Here is a 24187-nt window from a genome sequence, read left to right as displayed (position 1 = left end):
CTCAGGCTACAGGCGCTGGCGGCGGCTCGTCCGGCAACGTTGGCTCACCCGGCTCCATGGGTTGCGTTTCACCCGGTTCCGGTGGCTGTGGCGTATCGGGATCAGGCTGATGGGGCACGCCCCCCGCCTGCATCGGCAGCGGGTGCGCCAGCAGTGACCAGGGCAACAACCCGATGTGGTTTGGCTGCAGGCCTGCCAGCTTGGCACTGATTGCGGGATGGAGTTTCATTGGCGGCTCCTGACGAAGGCCGATGCACATCATGCGCACCGGCATTACTGCGTTGGAGTGCCAAAGGCACGGGGAATTCCCCGCGTTTGTCGGGTCAGGTACGTGGCAGGGTAACGCCGCGCTGGCCTTGGTATTTGCCGCCACGGTCCTTGTAGGACACTTCGCACTCTTCGTCAGACTGCAGGAACAGCATCTGTGCCACGCCTTCGTTGGCGTAAATTTTTGCCGGCAGCGTGGTGGTGTTGGAGAACTCCAGCGTCACATGGCCTTCCCACTCTGGCTCGAGCGGGGTGACGTTGACAATGATGCCGCAACGGGCATAGGTGCTCTTGCCCAGGCAGATGGTCAGCACGTCACGCGGAATGCGGAAGTACTCGACGGTGCGGGCCAGGGCGAAGGAGTTCGGCGGGATGATGCACACGTCGCTCTTGATATCGACGAAGCTGCCGGCATCGAAGTTCTTGGGGTCGACGGTGGCCGAGTTGATGTTGGTGAAAACCTTGAATTCGTCGGCGCAGCGCACGTCGTAGCCATAGCTGGAGACACCGAACGAAATGACCCGGCTGTCCTGTTCGCCGCGCACCTGGCGCTCGACGAACGGTTCGATCATGCCGTGTTCCTGCGCCATGCGGCGAATCCACTTGTCCGATTTGATGCTCATGGCGGGGGTGTCCTGAAGAGTTGCGTGGTAAAAATCGTGATCCGCATCTTACCGGTCCCGGCGCCCAGGTTAAAGTTCTATGCCGCATCCCGCGCCAAGCGGAGGCTGCAGCCACCGTCGATCCGAATTTGCCTAAAGCATCTTCAGACCATTGGCAGGTTGCGGAAAGTGGGGTAAGGTGGCGCCACTGTGCTGCACGTGACACCGAGAATCTCTAGTTTGATGCACGATCCTGATCGGCCCATCGCTGAATTTTCTGCTCTCTTTGCGCTCAGTCCCGGGCAGGGTTTTTCCTGACCGTTCTTAAATTGTCCAAGGAGACAGAAAAATGTCCAACCGTCAAAACGGTACCGTTAAGTGGTTCAACGATGAAAAAGGCTACGGCTTCATCACCCCTCAGTCGGGCGACGACCTGTTCGTGCACTTCAAAGCCATCCAAGCTGACGGCTTCAAAACCCTGAAAGAAGGCCAGGCTGTTACTTTCGTCGCTACCCGCGGCCAGAAAGGCATGCAGGCTGAAGAAGTTCAGATCGCCTAAGCGATTTAGCTTCCTAGCTTTCAAAAAAACCCGCCTTCTGGCGGGTTTTTTTATGCCTGACTGAAAGACCGAGTCGCTTTCTTCGCGGGTAAACCCGCTCCCACAGGTCCGCGCGGCATTTGAAGGCTGCGCCGTACCTGTGGGAGATTCTATGGTTTTCAGCAAGGCGCTTTCCCACCCTTGGTGACATATTCGTCCTGATTCTTCATCAGGGCGAATGCCACTCGTGCAAGCTTCCTGGCCAGGATTACCAACGCCTGGGTTGTTGCTTTACCCGCATTGCGATGCTGTTCGTAGAGCCCTTTCCAAGTGGCCGTCCGGCTGGCTGACATCGCCGCGTTATGCAGCAGGCGACGGATTTCTGAGCAGCCTCGCTTGGTAAGGCGACGACGTCCATTCTTCTGCCCAGAATCAATCACTCGTAGATCCATTCCCAGGAATGCAATGTACGAATCACTGCTCTTGAACTCGCCCCGCATAAAAGCCATTACCAAGGCAGTGGCCGTGAGAAACCCAATACCCTCTACCGCCTGGCAGCGAGCAACTTGCTCGTGCAGCCCTGCTTCGCGCAGCACTTCTTTAATTTTCTTTTGGATCAACAAATCCAGCCGGTCTATCGATTTTACAAAGGTTGTGAAGGCGGCTTTCAAAAGGGCTTCATTAGCCCAGCTCTGAGTCATCGCCGTGCGGGCAGTCACCAAGGCCGCTCGGCGTCGCAGAAGGCTCTGAAGCTTGCCGTAGACGGCGGGAGGGGGAGTCCAAGGGCGGAGGTCTTCCCCCTCGTTTCTCAAAAAACGGGACAACAACCGAGCATCAGTGGGGTCCGTTTTTACCCGTACACCCACGCTTTTGCGGTAGTTGCTCAGTTGGAATCCATCAATGACATAGACCTCGAAACCCAGGCTATGGGCCAGCTCAACCAAGTCCAGGTGGTAAACATTGGTCGCCTCAACAGCAATTGCCGTGTTGAGAGGCTGTTGCTTCAGCCATTTCTTGATTTCTGGTTTGGTATTTTTCACCTTGATGATCTCATCGCGATCATCGTGATGAATCACTAACTCAGCTTTCGCGACATCCGCACCGACGATCAATTTGCCAACCTGCATTGCCACGGGAGCCTCCTCACGTTATGGTTTTTTGGCTTGAAGGGGTTTCACCAAGAGGCGCTGGCTTGCTTCTATCGTCGTTTGCAAACGATGCATTCTTTATCGGCGCTTTGGTGGAAGGGGTGGGGCGATGTCTCCCACGGTCTGTACTGCTGTGAACAGTCAGAATCGGGCATTTAGTCCCACCACCCCTTCAAGTCTAACCATACAAGCGGGTTTACCCGCGAAGAAGGCGACTCGGTCTCATAGATCAGTCTTCGCTTATAGTAATGCTCGGCATCGCCGGTGCCGCTGCTTCCTGCAGTACGATCCGTGCACCCACCTGGCGGGCCAGTTCCTGATAGACCATGGCAATCTGGCTTTCCGGCTCGGCAATCGCCGTGGGCTTACCGCTGTCGGCCTGCTCGCGGATCAGCATCGACAACGGCAGCGAGGCCAGCAGGTCGACGCCATACTGGCTCGCCAGCTTCTCACCACCGCCTTCGCCGAACAGATGCTCGGCATGACCACAGTTTGAACAGATATGCACGGCCATGTTCTCGACCACCCCGAGCACCGGGATGTTGACCTTGCGGAACATCTCCACGCCCTTCTTGGCATCCAGCAACGCCAGGTCCTGCGGAGTGGTGACGATCACAGAGCCGGCCACCGGCACTTTCTGCGCCAGCGTCAGCTGGATATCGCCGGTACCCGGCGGCATGTCGATCACCAGGTAATCCAGGTCGTCCCAGGCGGTTTGGGTCACCAGTTGCAGCAGCGCACCGGAGACCATCGGGCCTCGCCAGACCATCGGCGTATTGTCGTCGGTTAGGAACGCCATGGACATGACTTCCACACCATGGGCCTTGATCGGCACAAACCACTTCTGGTCACGGATCTGTGGGCGGGTGCCTTCAGCAATACCGAACATCACGCCCTGGCTTGGGCCGTAGATGTCGGCATCGAGAATACCCACGCGCGCGCCTTCGCGGGCCAAGGCCAAGGCCAGGTTGGCCGCGGTGGTCGACTTGCCTACCCCACCCTTGCCCGAGGCCACGGCGATGATGTTCTTGACGTTGGCCATGGCCGGTACCTGGGCCTGGGCCTTGTGCGCGGCCACCTGGCAATCGATCGACACCTGGGCGCTGCTGACGCCCTCGAGGTTGCCGATGGCGGTCTGCAGCACCTGGGCCCAGCCGCTCTTGAACAGCCCGGCGGCATACCCCAACTGCAATTGCACGCTGACCTGCCCGCCCTGGATATCAATGGCGCGCACGCAACCGGCGCTGACCGGGTCCTGGTTCAGGTAGGGGTCGGTGTACTGGCGAAGCACGCCTTCGACGGCGGCACGGGTGACGGCACTCATGGAGACTCCCATTGGCAAACTTGATGTAGAACAGGCGCCTATCCTAACCCGTCAATCGTCAGCAGATGCGCATGCGGGGTGAAATATCTTCGCCAGCCCTTTATAGTGGCCGATCACCCTCATTTTTACCCCGTAGCCAGATAAGTAGCCGAGCCACCATGTCCGAGCCACGTCAGATTCTCGTCACCAGCGCCCTGCCCTATGCCAATGGATCCATCCATCTTGGCCATATGCTCGAGTACATCCAGACAGACATGTGGGTCCGCTTCCAGAAAATGCGCGGCAACCAGTGCATCTACGTCTGCGCCGACGACGCCCACGGCTCGGCCATCATGCTGCGTGCCGAAAAGGAAGGCATCACGCCGGAACAGCTGATCGCCAACGTCCAGGCCGAGCACAGCGGCGACTTCGCAGACTTCCTGGTGGAGTTCGACAACTTCCACTCCACCCACAGCGAAGAAAACCGCGAACTGTCGAGCATGATCTACACGCGCCTGCGTGAAGCCGGGCACATCGCCACCCGTTCGGTGACCCAGTATTTCGACCCGGAAAAGGGCATGTTCCTGGCCGATCGCTTCATCAAGGGTACCTGCCCCAAGTGCGCGGCCGAAGACCAGTACGGCGACAACTGTGAAAAATGCGGCGCCACCTACGCGCCTACCGAGCTGAAGAACCCAAAGTCGGCGATTTCCGGTGCCACCCCGGTACTGCGTGATTCGCAGCACTTCTTCTTCAAGCTGCCCGACTTCCAGGCCATGCTGCAGCAGTGGACCCGCAGCGGCACCCTGCAGGATGCGGTGGCCAACAAGCTGGCCGAATGGCTGGATTCCGGCCTGCAGGAGTGGGATATCTCCCGTGACGCGCCGTACTTCGGCTTCGAGATCCCGGGCGAACCGGGCAAGTACTTCTACGTGTGGCTGGACGCGCCAATCGGCTACATGGCCAGCTTCAAGAACCTGTGCGCACGCCGCCCAGAGCTGGACTTCGACGCCTTCTGGAAGGAAGACTCCAAGGCCGAGCTGTACCACTTCATCGGCAAGGACATCGTCAACTTCCACGCCCTGTTCTGGCCCGCCATGCTCGAAGGCGCCGGCTTCCGCAAGCCGACTGCGGTCAACGTGCACGGCTACCTGACCGTCAACGGCGCCAAGATGTCCAAGTCGCGCGGCACCTTCATCAAGGCCCGCACCTATCTTGACCACCTGCAGCCGGAATACCTGCGTTACTACTACGCGGCCAAGCTGGGCCGTGGCGTCGACGACCTGGACCTGAACCTGGAAGACTTCGTGCAGAAGGTCAACTCCGACCTGGTGGGCAAGGTAGTCAACATCGCCAGCCGCTGCGCCGGGTTCATCCACAAAGGCAATGAAGGCGTGATGGTGGCCGGCGATGCCGCACCGGAGCTGACCGAGGCCTTCCTGGCCGCTGCCCCGTCTATCGCCGAAGCCTACGAAGGCCGCGACTTCGGCCGCGCCATGCGCGAGATCATGGCGCTGGCCGACCGCGCCAACGCCTGGATCGCCGACAAGGCACCATGGTCACTGGCCAAGCAGGAAGGCAAGCAGGATGAAGTGCAGGCCATCTGCGCCCAGGGCATCAACCTGTTCCGTCAGCTGGTGATCTTCCTCAAGCCCGTGCTGCCCGTGCTGGCGGCCGACGCCGAGGCCTTCCTCAACGTTGCCCCGCTGGCCTGGAACGACCACCTGTCGCGCCTGGAAAACCACCAGCTGAACCCGTTCAAGGCACTGATGAGCCGCATCGAACCGGCCAAGGTCGAAGCCATGGTCGCAGCCAGCAAGGAAGACCTGCTGGCCGCCGAAGCCAAGGCCCCGGCCGGCAATGGCGAGCTGACCAAGGACCCGCTTTCGGCAGAAATCGAGTTCGACACCTTCGCTGCCGTTGACCTGCGCGTGGCACTGATCGTCAAGGCCGAAGCCGTAGCTGGCGCCGACAAGCTGCTGCAACTGACCCTGGATATCGGTGACGAGCGCCGCAACGTGTTCTCCGGCATCAAGTCGGCTTACCCCGACCCGTCCAAGCTGGAAGGCCGCCTGACCATGATGGTTGCCAACCTCAAGCCACGGAAGATGCGCTTTGGCGTGTCCGAGGGCATGGTCATGGCCGCCGGCCCTGGCGGTGAAGAAATCTACCTGCTGAGCCCGGACAGCGGCGCCAAGCCTGGCCAGCGCATCAAGTAACGCCCCTGCCCCGGCCCTCGTGCCGGGGCAGTTCCTTCTGCGCCTTGCTTGCCGGACAACCACCCTGATTCCCGGCTATCGTCATCTCATGAGCGACTACATCCTGGTCCTGATCAGCGCCGCGCTGGTCAATCACCTGTGCCTGCTACAACCGTCAGCCCCCAGGCTGCACTTGCATGTGCACGGCCTGGCCTGCGCGCTGTGCATTGCGCTGGGCGTGATCGGTGCCCAGTTGCTGATGCGAGGGGTGCTTGCCCCGTTGCACATCCAGGACCTTGCCCTGTTCGTGCTATTGCCCTGGCTGGCATTGCTTGCATGGGGTGTGCCGTGGCTGCTGGCCAAATGGCGCCCGACCTGGCCCGTGACGGGGTTGCCAGCCCTGCTCTTGAGCAATGCCGTAGCGCTTGGGCTGGCGCTACAGCAGGCCAGCGACGACAGCACGTGGCCCGCCATCCTGCTGCAAGCCTTGCTGGCCGGTGCTGGCTTCTGGCTGGCGCTGGTCTTGTTCACTGACCTGCGTCAGCGCAGTGCCCATGCCGATATCCCCGGCGTGCTGCGCGGCCTGCCTATCGAATTGATCGGTGCCGGGGTAATGGCCATGGCATTTTCCGGTTTCAATGGGTTGTTTGCACAATGAACACCAGCCCCGACCCGCGACTACGTACCAGCATGGGCCTGGTCTTGCTGGCCTGCATACCTGGCCTGCTGACACTGCTGTGGCTGCACGGCTGGGGTTTGCTGGTAAACCTGTTGCTCTGCGCCAGTGCCGCCATACTCTGCGAAACCCTGCTGCTTGCAATGCGCGGGCAACCGCCGAAGCCGGCGCTGAGCGATGGAAGCGCACTGGTGACAGCCGTCTTGCTGGCGTGCGCCCTGCCCACCCTCGCCCCTTGGTGGTTACCTGTGGTCGCCACCAGCGTTGCCATCGGCATCGGCAAGCAAGCGTTTGGCGGTGTCGGGCGCAACCTGTTCAACCCGGCCATGGTCGGTTATGCCTTCGTATTGCTGAGCTTCCCGTTGCAGATGAGCCATTGGCCAGGGCCTGCACCTGGCCTGCTGGAAAGCCTGCAGCAGGTGTTTACAGGTGGTCACATTGATGCCTGGGCTCGGCCTACGCTGCTCGACGGCCTGCGCCACAATCGCAGCCTGACCATTGACGAGCTGTTCGCCAGTCATCCGGGCTTCGGCAGTATTGGCGGCAGGGGCAGCGAATGGGCCAACCTGGCGTTCCTGCTTGGCGGGCTGTTCCTGCTGCAGCGCAAGGTGATCAGCTGGCACGCGCCTGCGGGCTTGCTGGCAGGGCTATTCGTGTTCAGCCTGTTGGGCTGGAACGGTTCGGGGTCGGACTCCAACGGTTCACCCTTGCTGCACCTGTTCTCTGGGTCGACCATGCTGGCGGCGTTCTTCATTGCCACCGAGCCCGTCTCCGGCCCCAAGAATGAGTGGGCCAGGTTGTGCTTCGGCCTGGGAGCCGGGCTGCTGATCTACCTGATTCGCACCTGGGGCAGCTACCCGGATGGCACGGCATTCGCCATCTTGCTGATGAACCTCATGGCACCGAGCCTTGAGCGCCTGGCCCTGCAGCGCCAGCAGGCCACCCGATGAACCGCCTTGCGCGTGACGCAGGCCTGCTGCTGCTGACCGGGGCACTGGCTGTGTCTGCCACGCTGACCTGGCGACATTGGACCAGTACCGCCATCGTCAGCGCCGAGAAGCAACTGCAAAGCCGCCAGCGGCTGGCGGTGCTGCCCGAAGGCAGTTACGACAACCAGCCACTGGACAGCCCCCTGCCAAGGCCCGCCGCACAGCGGCCAAATAGCCGGATCCTGGCAGCTTACCGGGCCACCCGAGCCGGCGCGCCCACCGCAATCATCCTGATCACCCAGGCCCAAGGTTATGTCGGGCCGATCGTGCTGAGCATCGCCATCGCCGCCGACGGCCGGCTGATCGGTAGCCAAGTGGTCGAGCAACAGGAAAGCCCGGGGTTGGGCGCACGCCTGGGAGACCCACAGGTGCACTGGCTGGAGCAGTTTGCCAACCGTCAGTTGGGCGACCACTGGGCGCTGAAGCGGGACCAAGGCGACTTTGACCAACTGGCCGGCGCAACCGTGACCTCACGGGCCGTGATCACGGCACTACAGGAGGCCCTGAGCTACTTCGATGAGCAGCGCAGCATGCTGCTGGAGGTCACCCCGCATGAATAACGTCTACTGGCTGGCAGCAAGCCTTGTGCCCATGCTCGGTGCCACCGTAACGCTGCGCGAGGGCGCCGCCATCGGCGTGTGCGCGATCGTGATGGTTAGCCTGCACCAGGTGTTGCTGGCACCCTTGCGCCAGCGGCTGGCCAACTGGGCGTACGTGCTGGCAAGCCTGTTGCTGTTGGCCGCCCTGGCAAGCTGCCTGCAACTGGCCTTGCGTGCGTGGCTGCTGCCACTGGCCATAGCCCTGGGCCACTATCCAGCGCTGCTTTGCCTGCCATGCCTGGCCTACGACCACCTGTTGCCTGACCAGGGCCGCTGGCGCCTGCTCGTCAGGCACCTTGGCGCCGTGCTTGGCATCTGCCTGCTGCTCGGCACCAGCCGCCAAGGGTTGGCTGAGCTGACCGGCCTGCACCTGGCCAGCCTGGCCCCCGGCGCGCTGCTACTGCTCGGACTGCTGCTGGCCTTGTACAATCGCCTGCGTCCGGGCCCTGCCCACCCACGTCGTCAAGGAAAGCTCTGATTTCATGAATGCCGCCAAACGCCTGGAGATCTTTCGCAGGCTGCACGAAGACAACCCCGACCCCAAGACAGAACTGGCCTACACCACCCCGTTCGAACTGCTGGTCGCCGTGACGTTGTCTGCGCAATCCACTGACGTCGGCGTCAACAAGGCCACCGCCCGCCTGTTCCCCGTCGCCAACACCCCCGAGGCCATCCATGCCCTGGGCGTTGAAGGCCTGAGCGAATACATCAAGACCATCGGCCTTTACAACAGCAAGGCCAAAAACGTCATCGAAGCCTGCCGGATGCTGATAGAGCAGCACGGCAGCGAGGTGCCGCAAACCCGCGAAGCGTTGGAGGCACTGCCCGGCGTGGGCCGCAAGACCGCCAACGTGGTGCTTAACACTGCCTTTCGCCAGCCGACCATGGCGGTGGATACCCATATATTCCGGGTCAGCAACCGCACGGGCATCGCGCCAGGCAAGACGGTGCTGGAGGTAGAGAAGAAACTGGTCAAGTTCGTGCCAAAGGATTACCTGCTCGACGCCCATCACTGGTTGATCCTGCATGGACGCTATGTTTGCCAGGCCCGCAAGCCAAGGTGTGGCAGTTGCCGGATCGAAGACTTGTGCGAATACAAGCACAAGACCAGCGACGATTGAGCCGATAGCTCAAAACCACTCGCGGCGATTGAAAAAATCTTTTTTACCAGCGTCTGCTTTCTGGTTATAAGGACGGCCAATGGCCCCTTGGCTTGGAGCGACTCATGAGCACCGATAAAGACGACCTGTCGATCGAAGATGATTTTGTTGCCACAGAGGATGAAGCGGAACCCCAGGTGGAAAGCGCAAAGACCAACCTGAGCAAACGCCGCACCATCGACAACATGCTGGAAGAACGGCGCCTGCAAAAGCAGCTGGCCGATTTCGACTACGACCTGTAGCGCTGCTCGGGAGCCCTGGCAAAGCCTCCGGACGGGAGGCTTTGCGGCCTGGCAGTCAGTTAAGACCTTGCCGCTGCGCCAGTTCGATCAGGTCAACCAGCGACCGCGCATTGAGCTTGAGCAATAGCCGGGACTTGTAGGTACTGACCGTCTTGTTGCTGAGGAACATGCTGTCGGCAATTTCCTTGTTCGAGCGCCCCCGCGCCAACTGCTGCAACACGGTCATCTCGCGCGCTGAAAGACGGTTGACCATATCCGTCTCGCTCCCCCCTCCCCTGCCACGCGACGCATGCAAGGCCTGGTTGGGGAAGTAGCTGTACCCAGACAACACGGCCTTGATGGCGCTGAGCAATTCGGTGAGCTCCTGCTGCTTGCACACGTAACCCGATGCCCCCGCCTGCATGCAGCGCATCGAGAAGTTGCCGGGGGCCTGCGACGTCAGTACCAGGACTTTGCTGCCCGGGCTGAACGTTGCCATGCGCGCTATCACCTCCAGGCCATCAAGCCTGGGGATGCCGATATCCAGTACCACGATATCCGGCAGGTGTTGCCGTGTGAGTTGCAGTGCAGCCACCCCGTTGTCGGTTTCCGCCACCACGTCATACCCATGCCGCTCCATCAGCATGCGCACGGCCAGGCGTATGACCGGATGATCATCCACGATAAGCACTTTATTCATGCGATATCCATTGATTCATTGTTTTTGCTTTGGCACGCCACGATAACCGACAGGGCGTCCGATGGCGCGGCGAATTCCCAGCGAAACTGATGAGCAGATGAAACTTACAGAACTTACGGAAATTTCCTACAAATAATTACTGCAGTTGTAATAACTAAATTCTTTATCACCAAACTGACGGTATCACCCGCCCGCAATTTCGCACCAGTTGAAAAACTGACGCCCACTTGAAGAAACATCCAACTCAAACAAGGTGAAAAATCAAGGCAACCAGGCTATTCGGCGATTAGTTCTCACCCGGAAACCGGTCCAGTCTTTAGTTGAGTTCAACGGTCCGGTATAGATGGGCAAAACCGCTGGAGACGGCCCAAATGACCCAAGCACAACCTGTCGCCCCGCTGACGATCATTGCCATCTTCGCGGGGATCATCGAAGCCTCCGCGCTCGCGACACTGCCGTTTCTCAGCGAGTCCAGCCAAAAACTCTACACCTGGTTTCTGGTGGGCTTCCCGTTTTTTCTCACAGCACTGTTCTTCCTGACGCTCAATTTCAACTACAAGTCCTTCTATAGCCCATCGCCCGGCAGAACGACCGATGACAACATGCCGATCCCCAACAACGTGGCAACTCCTGCCATGACCAACGGTCCCCACGAAGCGACCAAGGGCGAGCCAGTCACGTTCATGTTTTCCGGCCCCGACGCCAACCGCATGATGGAACAGCAACTCCTGTCTGCCCTAGCCCACCCCCCCGTACCAGCGCGCACCTGGCGCTTTTGTAATCTGGACAGACGTCAATGTGCGCAGCTGTCGATCAGCGCACTCGAGGGCAATGTCGTGAACGACGAGCGCTAAACGCCCGGACTTTTCTGCAGCCAAAAAAAACCCCGGCCTGAGCCGGGGTTTCTACGACACGTGCCAGCAATCAGAGCAGCGAACGGCCCTTGTTGGCAGCAATGCGCATGCGCAGTGCGTTCAGCTTGATGAAGCCGGCCGCGTCCGCCTGGTTGTAGGCGCCGCCATCTTCCTCGAAGGTCGCGATGTTGGCATCGAACAGCGAGTCGTCCGACTGGCGGCCGACCACGGTCACGTTGCCTTTGTACAGCTTCAGGCGTACCACGCCATTCACGTTGACCTGCGAAGCGTCGATCATCTGTTGCAGCATCAGACGCTCCGGGCTCCACCAGTAGCCGGTGTAGATCAGGCTGGCGTACTTCGGCATCAGCTCATCTTTCAGGTGAGCGACTTCGCGGTCCAGGGTGATCGACTCGATGGCACGGTGGGCCTTGAGCATGATGGTGCCGCCTGGGGTCTCGTAGCAGCCACGCGACTTCATGCCGACGTAACGGTTCTCGACGATGTCCAGGCGGCCGATGCCGTTGGCACCGCCGATACGGTTCAGGTCGGCCAGGACGGTGGCCGGAGTTTTCTCGACGCCATCGATCGCAACGATGTCACCGTTACGGTAGGTGAGCTCGATGTAGGTCGCCTGGTCCGGGGCGTTCTCAGGCGAGACGCTCCAGCGCCACATGTCTTCTTCGTGCTCGGTCCAGGTATCTTCCAGGACACCGCCTTCGTAGGAGATGTGCAGCAGGTTGGCGTCCATCGAGTACGGCGACTTCTTCTTGCCGTGGCGCTCGATCGGGATGCCGTGCTTTTCGGCGTAGTCCATCAGTTTTTCGCGGGACAGCAGGTCCCACTCACGCCATGGGGCGATAACCTTGACGCCTGGTTTCAGGGCGTAGGCACCCAGCTCGAAACGCACCTGGTCGTTGCCTTTGCCGGTGGCGCCATGGGAAATGGCGTCAGCGCCGGTTTCGTTGGCGATTTCGATCAGACGCTTGGCGATCAGCGGGCGGGCGATGGAAGTACCCAGCAGGTACTCGCCTTCGTATACGGTGTTGGCGCGGAACATCGGGAACACGAAATCACGCACGAATTCTTCGCGCAGGTCGTCGATGTAGATCTCTTTAACACCCATTGCCTGGGCCTTGGCACGGGCCGGCTCGACCTCTTCGCCCTGACCCAGGTCAGCGGTGAAGGTCACCACTTCGCAGTTGTAGGTATCCTGCAGCCACTTGAGAATCACCGAAGTATCAAGGCCGCCGGAATACGCCAGTACGACCTTTTTTACGTCCGCCATGCCATCACTCCACGGGGTTGTACGGAAAGGGATCGATTCTAACGGCCTTGCGGATAAATTTACAGTGGGGCGACAGCTTCTGACGACAAAGCGACAGGAACTGTCGGAAGGGCGACGGGTGTATGCATGAACATCTCACAGGCGCTGGAAATGTCGTGGCAACCCCCTGGAGCCACACCGATCTCAGGGCGCCTTCGCCCCCGGCGCGGCAGCAGCCGGGCTGGCCGGGGCCGGGGCCGCGGCAGCAGGCGCCGCTCGTTCAGCCGGTTTATCGGCGGGTTTCTCAACCACTGCCACCCGATCCAGCTCGATATTCACCCGGCGATTGCGCGCCCGATTGGCAGCGCTGTTGTTCTTCACCAACGGGTACTGCTCGCCATGGAAGCGCACCGTGATCTGTTCTTCAGCCAAGCCATGGGCCTTGAAGTAGTCAGCCACCGCCAGCGCGCGACGGCGCGACAGGTCACGATTGGTCAGGCGGTTGCCACTGTTGTCGGAGTGGCCGTTCAGCTCGATGTGGTTTACCGTCGGGTCGGCTTTCATGTAATCCAGGATCACATCCAGCCGTGCACGCGCCGACGCGTCCAGATCGGTGCCGCCACCCGGGAAGCCCACCTGGGTCTGGCGCACCTGATCGTAATTCATTGGCAGCAGCTTGCTGGCACAAACCTGGTAGTCGCTGTAGGCCTTGGCGAAGCTGACCGGCAGCACGCGCACTTCCATCGGCCTGCCGGCCTCACCGGTGTAGTTGCGTACCACGGTGCTGCGCCCGTCGAGCAGGCCGTTTATCAGGCGGCTGGCCTGGCCTTGGGAAGAACTGAACAGCACCCCTGTACGGGCCATGCGCACGCTGCCCAGGTTGATATCACCCCGCCCAGGCTGCCACGGCGCCGCCGCCGCCAGCAGGCTGGCTGTACCTGCACCCAGTACGTTGCTGTCCGAACGCAGCTGGAACACCGGCTGTTCACCTGCCCGGCGCACGAACTCGCCGCTGCCAAAACCTTCTATTGGCTGGATCAGACGGCACTCGAACTGGTCACCCTCGACCTTCCAGGCAATGTTCTCCATGCGCGTCTGGAAAGTCAGTGCGCCGGCCGGCAGGCTGGCGAACAGGGTCAACAGGGTTAGGTAACGCTGGCGCACGGGCGGCTCCACAAATTCTGACGGCTTACCTGCAGGCTATCGGACGCCTGCCGGAAAACTTGATAGCCGTGCTCGCCCCAGGGTTTTCCGGTAGCATTGGGGCTTGAGTTCGACCCGCCTGGAATCCCCAATGTCCGATCGCCTGACCCTCCTGCGCCCCGACGACTGGCACATCCATCTGCGCGATGGTGCCGTCCTGCCCCACACCGTTGGCGACGTGGCGCGTACCTTCGCCCGTGCCATCATCATGCCCAACCTGGTTCCTCCGGTGCGTAATGCCGAGCAGGCTGGTGCCTACCGCGAGCGCATCCTGGCTGCCCGCCCGGCCGGCAGCCGCTTCGAGCCGCTGATGGTGCTGTACCTCACCGACCGCACCAGCCCCGAGGATATCCGCGCGGCCAAGGCCAGCGGTTTCGTGTACGCCGCCAAGATGTATCCGGCCGGCGCTACCACCAACTCCGATTCCGGCGTGACCAGCATCGACAACATCCTCCCGGCCATAGAGGCACTGGCGGAAGTGGGCATGCCGCTACTGGTGCATGGCGAAGTTACCCGCAGCGAGATCGACGTGTTCGACCGCGAAAAGCGCTTCATCGACGAGCACATGCGCCGTCTGGTCGAGCGCTTCCCGACGCTGAAGGTGGTGTTCGAACACATCACCACCAGCGACGCCGCGCAGTTCGTCACCGAGGCCCCGGCCAACGTCGGCGCGACCATCACCGCCCAGCACCTGCTGTACAACCGCAACCACATGCTGGTTGGCGGCATTCGCCCGCATTTCTACTGCCTGCCGATCCTCAAGCGCAACACCCACCAGGTGGCGCTGCTGGACGCGGCCACCAGCGGTAACCCGAAGTTCTTCCTGGGCACCGACTCGGCACCGCACGCTCGTCACGCCAAGGAAGCCGCCTGCGGGTGCGCCGGTTGCTACACCGCCTACGCGGCCATCGAAATGTACGCCGAAGCGTTCGAGCAGCGTAACGCGCTGGACAAGCTGGAAGGCTTTGCCAGCCTGCACGGCCCGGCCTTCTACGGCCTGCCGGCGAACACCGACACCATTACCCTGGTGCGTGAAGAATGGACCGCCCCGGACACCCTGCCGTTTGGCGAGCAGACCGTAATCCCGCTGCGCGCCGGTGAAAAACTGCGCTGGCGCCTGCTGGAGGAAAACGCGTGAGCGAAGAACTCTACGAAGACGACATGGACACCCAAGGCAGCAGCGGTTCGCGCCACCCGATGGCCGAGCGCTTCCGCGGCTACCTGCCGGTAGTGGTGGATGTGGAGACAGGTGGTTTCAACAGCGCGACCGATGCCCTGCTGGAAATTGCCGCCGTCACTATCGGCATGGACGAGAAAGGCTTCCTGTTCCCCGAGCACACCTACTTCCACCGGGTAGAGCCGTTCGAGGGCGCCAACATCGAAGCCGCAGCGCTGGAGTTTACCGGCATCAAGCTGGACCACCCGCTGCGCATGGCCGTCAGCGAGGAAAGCGCGCTGACCGACATCTTCCGCGGCGTACGCAAGGCACTCAAGGCCAATGGCTGCAAGCGGGCGATCCTGGTCGGCCACAACAGCAGCTTCGACCTGGGCTTCCTCAATGCGGCGGTGGCGCGCAACGACCTGAAGCGCAACCCGTTCCACCCGTTTTCGAGCTTCGACACCGCTACCCTCGCGGGCCTGGCGTATGGCCAGACCGTGCTGGCGCGTGCCTGCCAGAGCGCGGACATCGACTTCGACGGGCGTGAGGCGCACTCGGCGCGTTATGACACCGAGAAGACGGCCGAGCTGTTCTGCGGCATCGTCAACCGCTGGAAAGAGATGGGCGGCTGGCGCGACTTCAACGATTGAGTTGAATCCAGGGGCCGCGCTGCGGCCCTTTCGCGGCACAAGGCCGCTCCTACAGGGGTATGCGTACTGCTGTAGGAGCGGCCTTGTGCCGCGAAAGGGCCAGGACAGGCACTGGAAGCCTTGAAGTCCAGGCACAAAAAAACCGGCCACGAAGGCCGGTTTTTTTATGCGAGCGGCAATTACAGCTTGCCAGCGTTCTCGCTCAGGTAGGCAGCAACGCCTTCTGGCGAAGCGTTCATGCCTTTGTCGCCTTTTTTCCAGTTGGCAGGGCAGACTTCGCCGTGCTCTTCGTGGAACTGCAGGGCGTCAACCAGGCGCAGCAGCTCGTCCATGTTACGGCCCAGTGGCAGGTCGTTGATGATCTGCGAGCGGACAACACCGTTGGTGTCGATCAGGAAGGCGCCACGGAAGGCCACGCCGCCTTCGGACTCTACGTCGTAGGCTTTGCAGATTTCGTGGGTCATGTCGGCAGCCAGGGTGTACTTCACCTGACCGATGCCGCCGTTGTTGACCGGGGTGTTACGCCAGGCGTTGTGGGTGAAGTGCGAGTCGATCGACACGCCGATCACTTCGACGTTGCGCGCCTGGAAGTCCGGGATGCGGTTGTCCAGGGCGATCAGCTCGGACGGGCAGACGAAGGTGAAGTCCAGCGGGTAGAAGAACACCAGGCCGTACTTGCCCTTGATGGCCGAAGCCAGGTTGAAGCTGTCGACGATCTCGCCATTGCCCAGCACGGCTGGAACGGTGAAATCGGGGGCTTTCTTACCAACGAGTACGCTCATTGTAATCTCCTGATGAGGGTGAAAAACCGTTTGCCGGGCCAGACGGGCTTGCCCGACATCCAACAAAGGCCGACCATCATACACGGCTTCTGATGACAGGCCGAATCCATCAGGCAGGCAACCACCGGTCGCTCAAGCACAGCCTTTTCAGAAAGCACTTTGACAAGCATTCTCATTAACATTAAGCTCCAATCCATCGACTCAACCCGCGATGGTCAGCCCTTATGTATGTGTGTCTTTGTGTCGGCGTCACCGACGGACAGATCCGCGATGCGATCTATGAAGGATGCTGCAGTTACAAGGAAGTGCGAGCCGCGACCAATGTCGCAAGCCAGTGTGGCAAATGCGCCTGCCTGGCCAAGGAAGTGGTCCGTGAGACCCTGACCGAGCTCCAGGTCAGCCAGGCCGCCCTGCCCTATCCCGTGGAATTTACCGCGGCCTGAAAACCCAGAATTCAAAGAACCGGACCCTGTGTCCGGTTTTTTTATGCTCTGAATTCAATAAGTTAGCGCTCCAACGCGGTTCACAAACATTCTTATTCCTATTAATTTTCACTTATTATTCAACAACTTAGGTTTGACACTACTAAGTATCGGGCTCAAACTTCACTGTATTGGCACACTTCTACAGGGCAGGAACCCGTAATGAAAGGCGACGTAAGCGTCATCCAGCATCTCAACAAGATCCTCGGAAACGAGCTGGTCGCGATCAACCAGTACTTCCTGCACGCACGCATGTACGAAGATTGGGGCCTGAACAAGCTCGGCAAGCACGAGTACAAGGAATCCATCGACGAGATGAAGCACGCTGACAAACTGATCAAGCGTATTCTCTTCCTCGAAGGCATCCCTAACGTTCAGGACCTGGGCAAGCTGCTGATCGGCGAGCACACCAAGGAAATGCTCGAGTGCGACCTGAAGCTTGAAAAGAAAGGCCTGGCCGACCTGAAGGCAGCCATCGCCCATTGTGAAACCGCTGGCGACTTCGGCTCGCGTGACATGCTTGAAGAGATCCTCGAATCCGAGGAAGAGCACATCGACTGGCTGGAAACCCAACTGGGGCTGATCGACAAGATCACTATCGAAAACTATCTGCAGTCGCAGATGGGCGAAGAATAATTGTTCGCCGCATAAAAAAACCCGCTATCAGCGGGTTTTTTTATGCTTGCCGGAAGCTCAGGCTTCGGAAGCCTTGGCTTTGGCAGCAGCGTCCTTGATCAGGGTTTGCAGCTCACCCTTCTCGAACATTTCCAGCATGATGTCGCTACCGCCAACCAGCTCACCGGCTACCCACAGCTGCGGGAAGGTCGGCCAGTTGGCATATTTTGGCAGGTTGGCACGGATTTCCGGGTTCTGCAGGATGTCGACGTAGGCGAACTTCTCGCCACAACCCATCACTGCTTGCGATGCCTTGGCCGAGAACCCGCATTGCGGGGCATTCGGCGAGCCTTTCATGTAAAGCAGAATGGTGTTGTTGGCAATCTGCTCTTTGATCGTTTCGATGATATCCATGTAGCACCTCGGCTTAACTTTGCGACGCTGTTGTCGGCACGGTGGCGCATTGTAACGGAAAGCCGAGCAGCGTGCTCGGCCTTGCTGTTCCTTACCCGGCCTCCACCTGCACGGGTACGCCATTGAGCGCAGCGTTGCCGGAAACCTGGTCCCGCAAGCGCTCGTCGGTCAGGTCATTGGCGCTCACCCCGGGCTGCGCCTGGGCGATCTGCATGTGCACGCCCTGACGACCGTGACCGAAGCCATGGGGCAGGCTGACCACTCCGGGCATCATGTCCTCGCAGGCTTGCACCTCGACTTCGAGATCACCCGTGCGGGAGCGGATACGCACCCGCTGGCCGTCCTGCAACTGTCGCTGTTGCAGGTCTTGCGGGTGCATCAACAGATGATGGCGAGGCTTGCCTTTCACCAGGCGGTGGAAATTGTGCATCCATGAGTTGTTGCTGCGCACATGGCGGCGGCCGATCAGCAGCAGCTCACCCGGTACGGGCGGTGCCAGTTGCTTCAGGCGGTGAAGGTCGTCCAGCAACACCTGGGGTGCCGCTTCGACAGCCTTGCTGGTAGTCGCCAGGCGCGCAGCGAGGTTGCTACGTAATGGCCCGAGGTCAAGGCCGTGTGGGTGCTCGTCCAGCGTTGCCAGTGAAAGACGCCAAGGCGTTGCTTCACCATAGCGCCCCTTGCGCAAGGCCAGATCGATCATCTGCGCAGGTGCCCAGGTCGGTTTCAACTCAAGCTCGGCACGCCTGGCAAACGCCTGGGCCAGGCCGACGAAAATTTCCCAGTCGTGCAGCGCCCCGTCCGGCTTGGCCAGGATCGCCCGGTTGAAGCGAGTGACGTTGCGCACGGCCAGCAAGTTGAAGGTGCTGTCGTAGTGGTCGTTTTCCAGCGAGGAGGTGGAAGGCAGGATCAGGTCGGCATGCCGAGTGGTTTCATTGATGTAGAGGTCGATGCTGAGCATGAACTCCAGGCCTTCCAGGGCCGCATCCAGCTGGCGACCGTTAGGCGTAGACAGCACCGGGTTGCCGGCCACTGTCACCAAGGCGCGTACCTGCCCTTCGCCAGGTGTCAGCATCTCTTCGGCCAGGGCCGCCACGGGCAGCTCGCCACCGTACTCGGGCAAACCCGAGACCCGGCTCTGCCAGGCGTTGAAATGGCCGCCCGAGGTGGTGGCCACCAGGTCGACGGCGGGCTCGGTGCACAAAGCGCCGCCTTCACGGTCGAGGTTGCCGGTGACCAGGTTGATCAGTTGCACCAGCCAGTGACAGAGGGTCCCGAAGGTTTGGGTGGAAACGCCCATGCGGCCATAGCACACGGCCTTTTCTGCCGCAGCGAAGTCCCGTGCCAGCTGGCGGATCTGCGTAGCAGCAATGCCGCAATGCGGGCTCATGGCTTCGGCGCTGAGGGGGGCAAGCGCCTCACGCACCTGCTGCAGGCCGTTGATGGCTAAGTGCGAACCTTGCGCCAGGCCCTCCTCGAACAGGGTGTTGAGCACGCCGCACAACAAGGCTGCGTCCCCACCCGGACGTATAAACAGGTGGGTATCGGCCATGGCCGCCGTTTCGCTGCGCCGAGGGTCCACCACCACCAGGCGCCCTCCCCGGCCAAGCAGGGCCTTGAGGCGCTTTTCCACATCGGGCACGGTCATGATGCTGCCGTTGGAGGCCAGCGGGTTGCCGCCAAGAATCAGCATGAAGTCGGCGTGGTCGATATCCGGAATCGGCAGCAGCAGGCCATGGCCATACATCAGGTGGCTGACCAGGTGTTGTGGCAGCTGGTCCACCGAGGTGGCCGAGAAACGGTTGCGTGTCTTGAGCAGGCCGAGGAAGTAATTGCTGTGGGTCATCAAACCGTAGTTGTGCACACTTGGGTTGCCCTGGTAGACCGCCACGGCATTGCGCCCGTGAGCCTGCTGGACCGCCCACAACTTTTCCGCGGCCAGGGCAAAGGCCTCGTCCCAGCCGATGGCCTGCCAACGCTCCCCTACCCGTTTGTGGGGCTGGCGTAGGCGGTCAGGGTCGTTCTGGATGTCCTGCAAGGCCACGGCCTTGGGGCAGACGTGGCCACGGCTGAACGGGTCCTGGGGGTCGCCCTTGATCGAGCTGATTAGCGCCCGCCCGTCGTCTTCATGGCTGACTTCGATGTTCAGCCCGCAGATTGCTTCGCACAGGTGACAGGCACGGTGATGCAGGGTCTTGGTCATGGCCGCCTCTGCCTTGTTGTTGTCGAACATTGACTATGCGCCCACCCCCTGCCCCCGACCAGCGCCCTTCGCCGCGTGAATCCACCGACATCAGGCACACGATTTGCGACAGCCATTTGCCAAATTGCCAGCAAGCCCTGTAAAACCTCGTGTAGCAAATAAAAAACAGCACAGGCCGACGGGTGAAGACACCCTTTGCAACACCCTTTGCAATCAGGCCGCTGTTCCCCCTTGGCTTCAGGCGACATTTACTTATAGTATTGCGCCTTTCCCTATTTTCGTCCGCCCCGTGCGGCTTACGCCGCAGGTCAATCCCGTTGTCAAAAAAAACCATACGGTCGACCTGCATACCGTTGCAGATAAGGTAGTCAATCATGAGCGCTAGGCACTTTCTCTCCCTGCTGGACTTCACCACCGACGAATTGCTCGGGGTGATCCGCCGCGGCATCGAGCTGAAGGACCTGCGCAAACGAGGCGTGCTGTTCGAGCCCCTGAAGAACCGCGTGCTTGGCATGATCTTCGAGAAATCCTCGACCCGTACCCGCGTGTCGTTCGAGGCTGGCATGATCCAGCTGGGCGGCCAGGCCATCTTCCTGTCGCCACGCGACACCCAGCTGGGCCGTGGCGAGCCGATCGGTGACAGCGCCATCGTGCTGTCGAGCATGGTCGATGTGGTGATGATCCGTACCCACGCCCACAGCACCCTGACCGAATTCGCCGCCAAGTCGCGTGTGCCGGTGATCAACGGCCTGTCCGACGAGTCGCACCCATGCCAACTGCTGGCCGACATGCAGACCTTCCTCGAGCACCGCGGCTCGATCCAGGGCAAGACCGTGACCTGGATCGGCGACGGTTTCAACATGTGCAACTCCTATATCGAGGCCGCCAGGCAGTTCGATTTCCAGCTGCGCATCGCCTGCCCGGAAGGCTACGAGCCGGATCAGCGCTTCATGGCGCTGGGCGGTGACCGCGTGCAGATCATCCGCGATGCCAAGGAAGCCGTGCGTGATGCACACCTGGTGGTCACCGATGTCTGGACTTCCATGGGTCAGGAGGAGGAAACTGCACGGCGCCTGGCGCATTTCGCGCCTTACCAGGTCACCCGCGAACTGCTCGACCTGGCGGCACCCGATGTCCTCTTCATGCACTGCCTGCCCGCCCACCGTGGCGAGGAAATCAGCCAGGACCTGCTCGACGACCCACGTTCGGTCGCCTGGGACGAGGCTGAAAACCGCCTGCATGCACAGAAGGCGCTTCTCGAATTCCTTGTAGAACCGGCTTACCACCACGCATGAGTCAACCCCTACTGCTCAACCTGCGCAACCTCGCCTGCGGCTACGGCGACCAGCGCATCGTCCAGAACCTCAATCTGCACCTGAACGCAGGCGACATCGGTTGCCTGCTGGGTTCCTCCGGTTGCGGGAAAACCACCACGCTGCGCGCCATTGCCGGTTTCGAACCGGTACACGAAGGCGAGATCCAGCTTGCCGGCGAGGTCATTTCCCGCGCCGGCTTCACCCTGGCCCCGGAAAAGCGCCGCATCGGCATGGTGTTCCAGGACTATGCGCTGTTCCCGCACCTGACCGTGGCGCAGAACATTGCCTTTGGCATCGCCAAGCACCCACGCCAGGCCGCCGTCATCGAAGAGATGCTCGAACTGGTCAAGCTTGGCGGCCTGGGCGGGCGTTACCCGCACGAATTGTCTGGCGGCCAGCAGCAACGGGTCGCCCTGGCCCGCGCGCTGGCGCCGGAACCGCAGTTGCTGCTGCTCGACGAGCCATTCTCCAACCTTGACGTGGAGTTGCGCCGGCGCCTGAGCCATGAGGTTCGCGATATTCTCAAGAGCCGTGGCACCAGCGCCATCCTGGTTACCCATGACCAGGAAGAAGCCTTTGCCGTCAGCGATCAGGTCGGTGTGTTCAAGGAAGGCCGCCTGGAGCAGTGGGACACGCCCTACAACCTTTACCACGAACCACAGACGCCGTTCGTGGCCAGCTTCATTGGCCAGGGGTACTTCATCCGTGGGCAGATGAGCAGCCACGAGGCCGTCAATACCGAGCTGGGAGAACTGCGCGGCAACCGTGCCTACATCATGGCACCGGGCAGTTCGGTGGACGTGCTGCTGCGGCCCGACGATATCGTGTATGCACCGGGCAGCGCGCTACAGGCGAACATCGTTGGCAAGAGCTTCCTGGGGGCATCGACCCTGTACCGCCTGCAACTGCCCACTGGCAGCCAGCTGGAAGCGATCTTCCCTAGCCATAACGACCTTCAGGTCGGTGAAGATGTGGGGATTGCGGTGAAAGCCGATCACCTGGTGCTGTTCCCGGTGCCGGGTAGCGTTGCGGCGCAGTTGCCGCGGCAGGAGAATGGCGTGCGTCGGTACAGTTCCGCGACCTGATTGCAGATCCCTGGGGCCGCTTTGCGGCCCTTCGCGGGCTTGCCCGCTCCCACAGGTTTCGCGTCAAGTATTCCTGTGGGAGCGGGCAAGCCCGGCTCAACCTCTGCCGATTCCGGCAAACTTGCCTTGGGTATGCTCGGCCAGCACCGCCGCCGCCAACTCCACTTCCAGCCCACGCCGTCCAGCGCTGACATGGATGGTTGCAAAATTCTGCGCTGATTCGTCAATGAAGGTTCGCAAGCGCTTCTTCTGCCCCAAGGGGCTGATCCCCCCCACCAGATAACCCGTAGCCCGCTGCGCCGCCGCCGGGTCTGCCATTTCGCATTTCTTTACCCCGGCAGCATGGGCCAGGGCCTTGAGGTCCAGGGTGCCTACCACCGGCACCACCGCCACCAGCAACTCCCCTTTCTCGCTGCTCGCCAGCAAGGTCTTGAACACCTGCTGTGGGTCGAGCCCGAGCTTTTCCGCCGCTTCCAGACCGTAGGACGCCGACTTGGGGTCATGCTCATAACTGTGCACACGGTGCTCGGCGCGATGCTTCTTCAACAGGTCTAGGGCGGGGGTCATGCAAGGGCTCCGGTCTGGGACGGCTCGGCGGCTACTTTAGGACAATTCCCACAGCGCAGCCAGCGCACCGCAATCGCGCACCTCTAGTACGCGGATTCGCAGCCAATTTTAGCGACCATTTCGTGACTGGTCGTTCACTTTCGACCTTTGACATCAGCGTTTCTTGTCTATATTTTTTCGCTTCTGAACAAATGGCGCACTTTTAAGGTGCGTTTCCTGTATTTGCCCGGGGTCAATGGGGATCGACACCGGGCTTTGCTGTCGAGCGCCACGCGCCTCACAACAAAAAAAACGAGGTCATACATGACGACTGCTCTACGCCAACCCACGCTGTCCAGCCAATGCCTGGCCGAGTTTCTCGGCACAGCCCTGCTCATTTTCTTCGGTACCGGCTGTGTTGCCGCGCTCAAGGTCGCCGGCGCCAGCTTTGGTCTGTGGGAAATCAGCATCATCTGGGGCGTCGGCGTGAGCATGGCGATCTACCTCACCGCCGGCATTTCCGGCGCGCACCTGAACCCGGCAGTGAGCATCGCCCTCACCCTGTTCGCCGGTTTCGACAAGCGCAAGCTGCCCTTCTACATGCTGGCCCAGGTATGCGGCGCGTTTTGCGGCGCGGCGCTGGTCTACACCCTGTACAGCAACCTGTTCTTCGATTTCGAACAGGCCCACGCCATGTTGCGCGGTAGCGAAGCCAGCCTGGAGCTGGCCTCGGTGTTCTCCACCTACCCACACCCCTCGCTGTCCACCGGCCAGGCGTTCCTGGTTGAAGTCGTCATCACGGCTATCCTGATGGCCGTGATCATGGCCCTGACCGACGACAACAACGGCCTGCCGCGCGGCGCCATGGCCCCGCTGCTGATCGGCCTGCTGATCGCGGTGATCGGCAGCGCCATGGGCCCGCTGACCGGCTTTGCCATGAACCCTGCTCGCGATTTCGGGCCAAAACTCATGACTTTCCTGGCCGGTTGGGGCGAAATCGCCTTCACTGGCGGACGGGACATACCGTACTTCCTGGTTCCGGTGTTTGCACCGATCCTTGGCGCTTGCCTGGGTGCCGCGACCTATCGCGGCCTGATTGCCCGCAACCTGCCAATGGCAGCTGCCGCGAACCCTGAGACAAATGACAATCGCCAGGGCGATACTCAAGCCAATTGATGCCGGCTACATGCCCAGCCCTGACCTCCTATTCTCG

At 61.0% G+C, this 24187-nt stretch carries 27 protein-coding genes; 16 read left to right on the top strand and 11 right to left on the bottom strand.

Annotated features, from left to right (window positions below):
* Nucleotide 1: 1 nt before the first annotated feature.
* Entirely contained in the window at nt 2-229 is a 228-nt protein-coding gene (locus tag PP4_RS05315; RefSeq protein ID WP_016498226.1) for a hypothetical protein, read from the bottom strand.
* A gap of 94 nt (nt 230-323) precedes the next feature.
* Complete coding sequence (dcd, locus tag PP4_RS05310; RefSeq protein WP_003258001.1) at nt 324-890, bottom strand: dCTP deaminase; 567 nt, start codon at nt 888-890, stop codon at nt 324-326.
* A gap of 328 nt (nt 891-1218) precedes the next feature.
* On the opposite strand from dcd, the gene PP4_RS05305 reads away from it, so the two are divergent.
* Nucleotides 1219-1428 (top strand): cold-shock protein, encoded by a 210-nt coding sequence (locus tag PP4_RS05305; RefSeq protein ID WP_012273869.1) that lies wholly within the window; start codon nt 1219-1221, stop codon nt 1426-1428.
* Nucleotides 1429-1586: 158 nt separating this feature from the next.
* On the opposite strand, the gene PP4_RS05300 is transcribed toward PP4_RS05305, so the two are convergent.
* Both PP4_RS05300 and apbC read right to left on the bottom strand, forming a co-directional pair.
* Nucleotides 1587-2540, bottom strand: a complete 954-nt coding sequence (locus PP4_RS05300; protein ID WP_016497637.1) for an IS110 family transposase — start codon at nt 2538-2540, stop codon at nt 1587-1589.
* A gap of 244 nt (nt 2541-2784) precedes the next feature.
* Nucleotides 2785-3879, bottom strand: a complete 1095-nt coding sequence (apbC, locus tag PP4_RS05295) for an iron-sulfur cluster carrier protein ApbC (protein WP_016498225.1) — start codon at nt 3877-3879, stop codon at nt 2785-2787.
* A gap of 158 nt (nt 3880-4037) precedes the next feature.
* On the opposite strand from apbC, the gene metG reads away from it, so the two are divergent.
* The 7 genes from metG (at nt 4038) to PP4_RS29315 (ending at nt 9722) form a co-directional block, all read left to right on the top strand.
* Nucleotides 4038-6077 (top strand): methionine--tRNA ligase, encoded by a 2040-nt coding sequence (gene metG, locus PP4_RS05290; RefSeq protein ID WP_016498224.1) that lies wholly within the window; start codon nt 4038-4040, stop codon nt 6075-6077.
* Nucleotides 6078-6165: 88 nt separating this feature from the next.
* Nucleotides 6166-6714 carry an Rnf-Nqr domain containing protein gene (locus PP4_RS05285; RefSeq protein ID WP_016498223.1) on the top strand — a complete coding sequence of 183 codons (549 nt, stop codon included), beginning with the start codon at nt 6166-6168 and terminating at the stop codon, nt 6712-6714.
* The gene (locus PP4_RS05280; RefSeq protein ID WP_016498222.1) at nt 6711-7682 is read left to right on the top strand and encodes an RnfABCDGE type electron transport complex subunit D; all 972 of its coding nucleotides are present in this window, start codon (nt 6711-6713) and stop codon (nt 7680-7682) included. The genes PP4_RS05285 and PP4_RS05280 overlap by 4 nt, the downstream gene beginning before the upstream one ends.
* Entirely contained in the window at nt 7679-8281 is a 603-nt protein-coding gene (locus PP4_RS05275; protein WP_016498221.1) for an RnfABCDGE type electron transport complex subunit G, read from the top strand. Before PP4_RS05280 ends, PP4_RS05275 begins: the two co-directional genes overlap by 4 nt.
* Nucleotides 8274-8798 (top strand): hypothetical protein, encoded by a 525-nt coding sequence (locus tag PP4_RS05270; RefSeq protein ID WP_016498220.1) that lies wholly within the window; start codon nt 8274-8276, stop codon nt 8796-8798. The genes PP4_RS05275 and PP4_RS05270 overlap by 8 nt, the downstream gene beginning before the upstream one ends.
* 4 nt (nt 8799-8802) lie before the next feature.
* Nucleotides 8803-9441, top strand: coding sequence for an endonuclease III (gene nth, locus PP4_RS05265; RefSeq protein WP_016498219.1), 639 nt, complete (start codon nt 8803-8805; stop codon nt 9439-9441).
* Between the two features lie 104 nt (nt 9442-9545).
* Nucleotides 9546-9722 (top strand): PA3496 family putative envelope integrity protein, encoded by a 177-nt coding sequence (locus PP4_RS29315; RefSeq protein WP_016498218.1) that lies wholly within the window; start codon nt 9546-9548, stop codon nt 9720-9722.
* A gap of 55 nt (nt 9723-9777) precedes the next feature.
* Here PP4_RS29315 and PP4_RS05255 read toward each other — a convergent pair whose 3' ends face one another.
* Nucleotides 9778-10401, bottom strand: a complete 624-nt coding sequence (locus PP4_RS05255) for a response regulator transcription factor (RefSeq protein WP_016488774.1) — start codon at nt 10399-10401, stop codon at nt 9778-9780.
* A 371-nt stretch (nt 10402-10772) separates the two neighbouring features.
* On the opposite strand from PP4_RS05255, the gene PP4_RS05250 reads away from it, so the two are divergent.
* Nucleotides 10773-11255, top strand: a complete 483-nt coding sequence (locus PP4_RS05250) for a hypothetical protein (RefSeq protein WP_016498217.1) — start codon at nt 10773-10775, stop codon at nt 11253-11255.
* Between the two features lie 70 nt (nt 11256-11325).
* Here PP4_RS05250 and PP4_RS05245 read toward each other — a convergent pair whose 3' ends face one another.
* Nucleotides 11326-12543: an argininosuccinate synthase gene (locus PP4_RS05245; RefSeq protein WP_016498216.1), complete on the bottom strand. Its 1218-nt coding sequence runs from the start codon at nt 12541-12543 to the stop codon at nt 11326-11328.
* 183 nt (nt 12544-12726) lie between these two features.
* Nucleotides 12727-13686, bottom strand: a complete 960-nt coding sequence (locus PP4_RS05240; RefSeq protein ID WP_016498215.1) for a flagellar protein MotY — start codon at nt 13684-13686, stop codon at nt 12727-12729.
* 130 nt (nt 13687-13816) lie between these two features.
* On the opposite strand from PP4_RS05240, the gene pyrC reads away from it, so the two are divergent.
* Nucleotides 13817-14863, top strand: coding sequence for a dihydroorotase (gene pyrC, locus PP4_RS05235; RefSeq protein WP_016498214.1), 1047 nt, complete (start codon nt 13817-13819; stop codon nt 14861-14863).
* A 23-nt stretch (nt 14864-14886) separates the two neighbouring features.
* A complete protein-coding gene (gene rnt, locus PP4_RS05230; RefSeq protein WP_217435874.1) occupies nt 14887-15534 on the top strand; it encodes a ribonuclease T in 648 nt (215 codons plus the stop codon).
* Between the two features lie 179 nt (nt 15535-15713).
* Here rnt and PP4_RS05225 read toward each other — a convergent pair whose 3' ends face one another.
* Nucleotides 15714-16316, bottom strand: a complete 603-nt coding sequence (locus tag PP4_RS05225) for a peroxiredoxin (protein WP_012273884.1) — start codon at nt 16314-16316, stop codon at nt 15714-15716.
* Nucleotides 16317-16540: 224 nt separating this feature from the next.
* Between PP4_RS05225 and PP4_RS05215 the strand changes: the two genes are divergently transcribed.
* Together PP4_RS05215 and bfr are read left to right on the top strand one after the other, a co-directional pair.
* On the top strand, nt 16541-16759 hold the full coding sequence (locus PP4_RS05215) for a bacterioferritin-associated ferredoxin (RefSeq protein WP_016488781.1): 219 nt from the start codon (nt 16541-16543) through the stop codon (nt 16757-16759).
* A gap of 201 nt (nt 16760-16960) precedes the next feature.
* On the top strand, nt 16961-17434 hold the full coding sequence (gene bfr / locus PP4_RS05210; protein WP_016498212.1) for a bacterioferritin: 474 nt from the start codon (nt 16961-16963) through the stop codon (nt 17432-17434).
* A 57-nt stretch (nt 17435-17491) separates the two neighbouring features.
* Here bfr and grxD read toward each other — a convergent pair whose 3' ends face one another.
* Together grxD and PP4_RS05200 are read right to left on the bottom strand one after the other, a co-directional pair.
* Nucleotides 17492-17827 carry a Grx4 family monothiol glutaredoxin gene (gene grxD / locus PP4_RS05205; RefSeq protein ID WP_016498211.1) on the bottom strand — a complete coding sequence of 112 codons (336 nt, stop codon included), beginning with the start codon at nt 17825-17827 and terminating at the stop codon, nt 17492-17494.
* Nucleotides 17828-17918: 91 nt separating this feature from the next.
* A complete protein-coding gene (locus PP4_RS05200; protein WP_041167966.1) occupies nt 17919-20027 on the bottom strand; it encodes a molybdopterin-dependent oxidoreductase in 2109 nt (702 codons plus the stop codon).
* Between the two features lie 374 nt (nt 20028-20401).
* On the opposite strand from PP4_RS05200, the gene argF reads away from it, so the two are divergent.
* Together argF and PP4_RS05190 are read left to right on the top strand one after the other, a co-directional pair.
* Entirely contained in the window at nt 20402-21322 is a 921-nt protein-coding gene (gene argF, locus PP4_RS05195) for an ornithine carbamoyltransferase (RefSeq protein WP_016498209.1), read from the top strand.
* Nucleotides 21319-22428, top strand: a complete 1110-nt coding sequence (locus PP4_RS05190; protein ID WP_016498208.1) for an ABC transporter ATP-binding protein — start codon at nt 21319-21321, stop codon at nt 22426-22428. Before argF ends, PP4_RS05190 begins: the two co-directional genes overlap by 4 nt.
* Nucleotides 22429-22524: 96 nt before the next feature.
* On the opposite strand, the gene ybaK is transcribed toward PP4_RS05190, so the two are convergent.
* Nucleotides 22525-22995 carry a Cys-tRNA(Pro) deacylase gene (gene ybaK / locus PP4_RS05185; protein ID WP_012273891.1) on the bottom strand — a complete coding sequence of 157 codons (471 nt, stop codon included), beginning with the start codon at nt 22993-22995 and terminating at the stop codon, nt 22525-22527.
* 303 nt (nt 22996-23298) lie between these two features.
* On the opposite strand from ybaK, the gene PP4_RS05180 reads away from it, so the two are divergent.
* On the top strand, nt 23299-24150 hold the full coding sequence (locus tag PP4_RS05180) for an MIP/aquaporin family protein (RefSeq protein WP_016498207.1): 852 nt from the start codon (nt 23299-23301) through the stop codon (nt 24148-24150).
* Nucleotides 24151-24187: the final 37 nt, after the last annotated feature.

Origin of the sequence: Pseudomonas putida NBRC 14164 (assembly GCF_000412675.1) — a bacterium.
Classification (GTDB): Bacteria; Pseudomonadota; Gammaproteobacteria; order Pseudomonadales; family Pseudomonadaceae; genus Aquipseudomonas; species Aquipseudomonas putida.
Note: the sequence above shows the minus strand (reverse complement) of the source record. Positions and strands in the feature narration are given on the sequence as shown.

What these genes read in the sequence shown, in the direction of transcription:
- nth (WP_016498219.1), top strand. Translation starts at nt 8,803, where the DNA reads ATGAATGCCGCCAAACGCCTGGAGATCTTTCGCAGGCTGCACGAAGAC.
- PP4_RS05200 (WP_041167966.1), bottom strand. Translation starts at nt 20,027, where the DNA reads ATGACCAAGACCCTGCATCACCGTGCCTGTCACCTGTGCGAAGCAATC.
- PP4_RS05305 (WP_012273869.1), top strand. Translation starts at nt 1,219, where the DNA reads ATGTCCAACCGTCAAAACGGTACCGTTAAGTGGTTCAACGATGAAAAA.
- PP4_RS05245 (WP_016498216.1), bottom strand. Translation starts at nt 12,543, where the DNA reads ATGGCGGACGTAAAAAAGGTCGTACTGGCGTATTCCGGCGGCCTTGAT.
- dcd (WP_003258001.1), bottom strand. Translation starts at nt 890, where the DNA reads ATGAGCATCAAATCGGACAAGTGGATTCGCCGCATGGCGCAGGAACAC.
- PP4_RS05215 (WP_016488781.1), top strand. Translation starts at nt 16,541, where the DNA reads ATGTATGTGTGTCTTTGTGTCGGCGTCACCGACGGACAGATCCGCGAT.
- PP4_RS05270 (WP_016498220.1), top strand. Translation starts at nt 8,274, where the DNA reads ATGAATAACGTCTACTGGCTGGCAGCAAGCCTTGTGCCCATGCTCGGT.
- metG (WP_016498224.1), top strand. Translation starts at nt 4,038, where the DNA reads ATGTCCGAGCCACGTCAGATTCTCGTCACCAGCGCCCTGCCCTATGCC.
- grxD (WP_016498211.1), bottom strand. Translation starts at nt 17,827, where the DNA reads ATGGATATCATCGAAACGATCAAAGAGCAGATTGCCAACAACACCATT.
- PP4_RS05285 (WP_016498223.1), top strand. Translation starts at nt 6,166, where the DNA reads ATGAGCGACTACATCCTGGTCCTGATCAGCGCCGCGCTGGTCAATCAC.
- ybaK (WP_012273891.1), bottom strand. Translation starts at nt 22,995, where the DNA reads ATGACCCCCGCCCTAGACCTGTTGAAGAAGCATCGCGCCGAGCACCGT.
- PP4_RS05315 (WP_016498226.1), bottom strand. Translation starts at nt 229, where the DNA reads ATGAAACTCCATCCCGCAATCAGTGCCAAGCTGGCAGGCCTGCAGCCA.
- argF (WP_016498209.1), top strand. Translation starts at nt 20,402, where the DNA reads ATGAGCGCTAGGCACTTTCTCTCCCTGCTGGACTTCACCACCGACGAA.
- PP4_RS05255 (WP_016488774.1), bottom strand. Translation starts at nt 10,401, where the DNA reads ATGAATAAAGTGCTTATCGTGGATGATCATCCGGTCATACGCCTGGCC.
- PP4_RS05280 (WP_016498222.1), top strand. Translation starts at nt 6,711, where the DNA reads ATGAACACCAGCCCCGACCCGCGACTACGTACCAGCATGGGCCTGGTC.
- PP4_RS05190 (WP_016498208.1), top strand. Translation starts at nt 21,319, where the DNA reads ATGAGTCAACCCCTACTGCTCAACCTGCGCAACCTCGCCTGCGGCTAC.
- PP4_RS05180 (WP_016498207.1), top strand. Translation starts at nt 23,299, where the DNA reads ATGACGACTGCTCTACGCCAACCCACGCTGTCCAGCCAATGCCTGGCC.
- rnt (WP_217435874.1), top strand. Translation starts at nt 14,887, where the DNA reads ATGGACACCCAAGGCAGCAGCGGTTCGCGCCACCCGATGGCCGAGCGC.
- PP4_RS29315 (WP_016498218.1), top strand. Translation starts at nt 9,546, where the DNA reads ATGAGCACCGATAAAGACGACCTGTCGATCGAAGATGATTTTGTTGCC.
- pyrC (WP_016498214.1), top strand. Translation starts at nt 13,817, where the DNA reads ATGTCCGATCGCCTGACCCTCCTGCGCCCCGACGACTGGCACATCCAT.
- bfr (WP_016498212.1), top strand. Translation starts at nt 16,961, where the DNA reads ATGAAAGGCGACGTAAGCGTCATCCAGCATCTCAACAAGATCCTCGGA.
- PP4_RS05225 (WP_012273884.1), bottom strand. Translation starts at nt 16,316, where the DNA reads ATGAGCGTACTCGTTGGTAAGAAAGCCCCCGATTTCACCGTTCCAGCC.
- apbC (WP_016498225.1), bottom strand. Translation starts at nt 3,879, where the DNA reads ATGAGTGCCGTCACCCGTGCCGCCGTCGAAGGCGTGCTTCGCCAGTAC.
- PP4_RS05250 (WP_016498217.1), top strand. Translation starts at nt 10,773, where the DNA reads ATGACCCAAGCACAACCTGTCGCCCCGCTGACGATCATTGCCATCTTC.
- PP4_RS05275 (WP_016498221.1), top strand. Translation starts at nt 7,679, where the DNA reads ATGAACCGCCTTGCGCGTGACGCAGGCCTGCTGCTGCTGACCGGGGCA.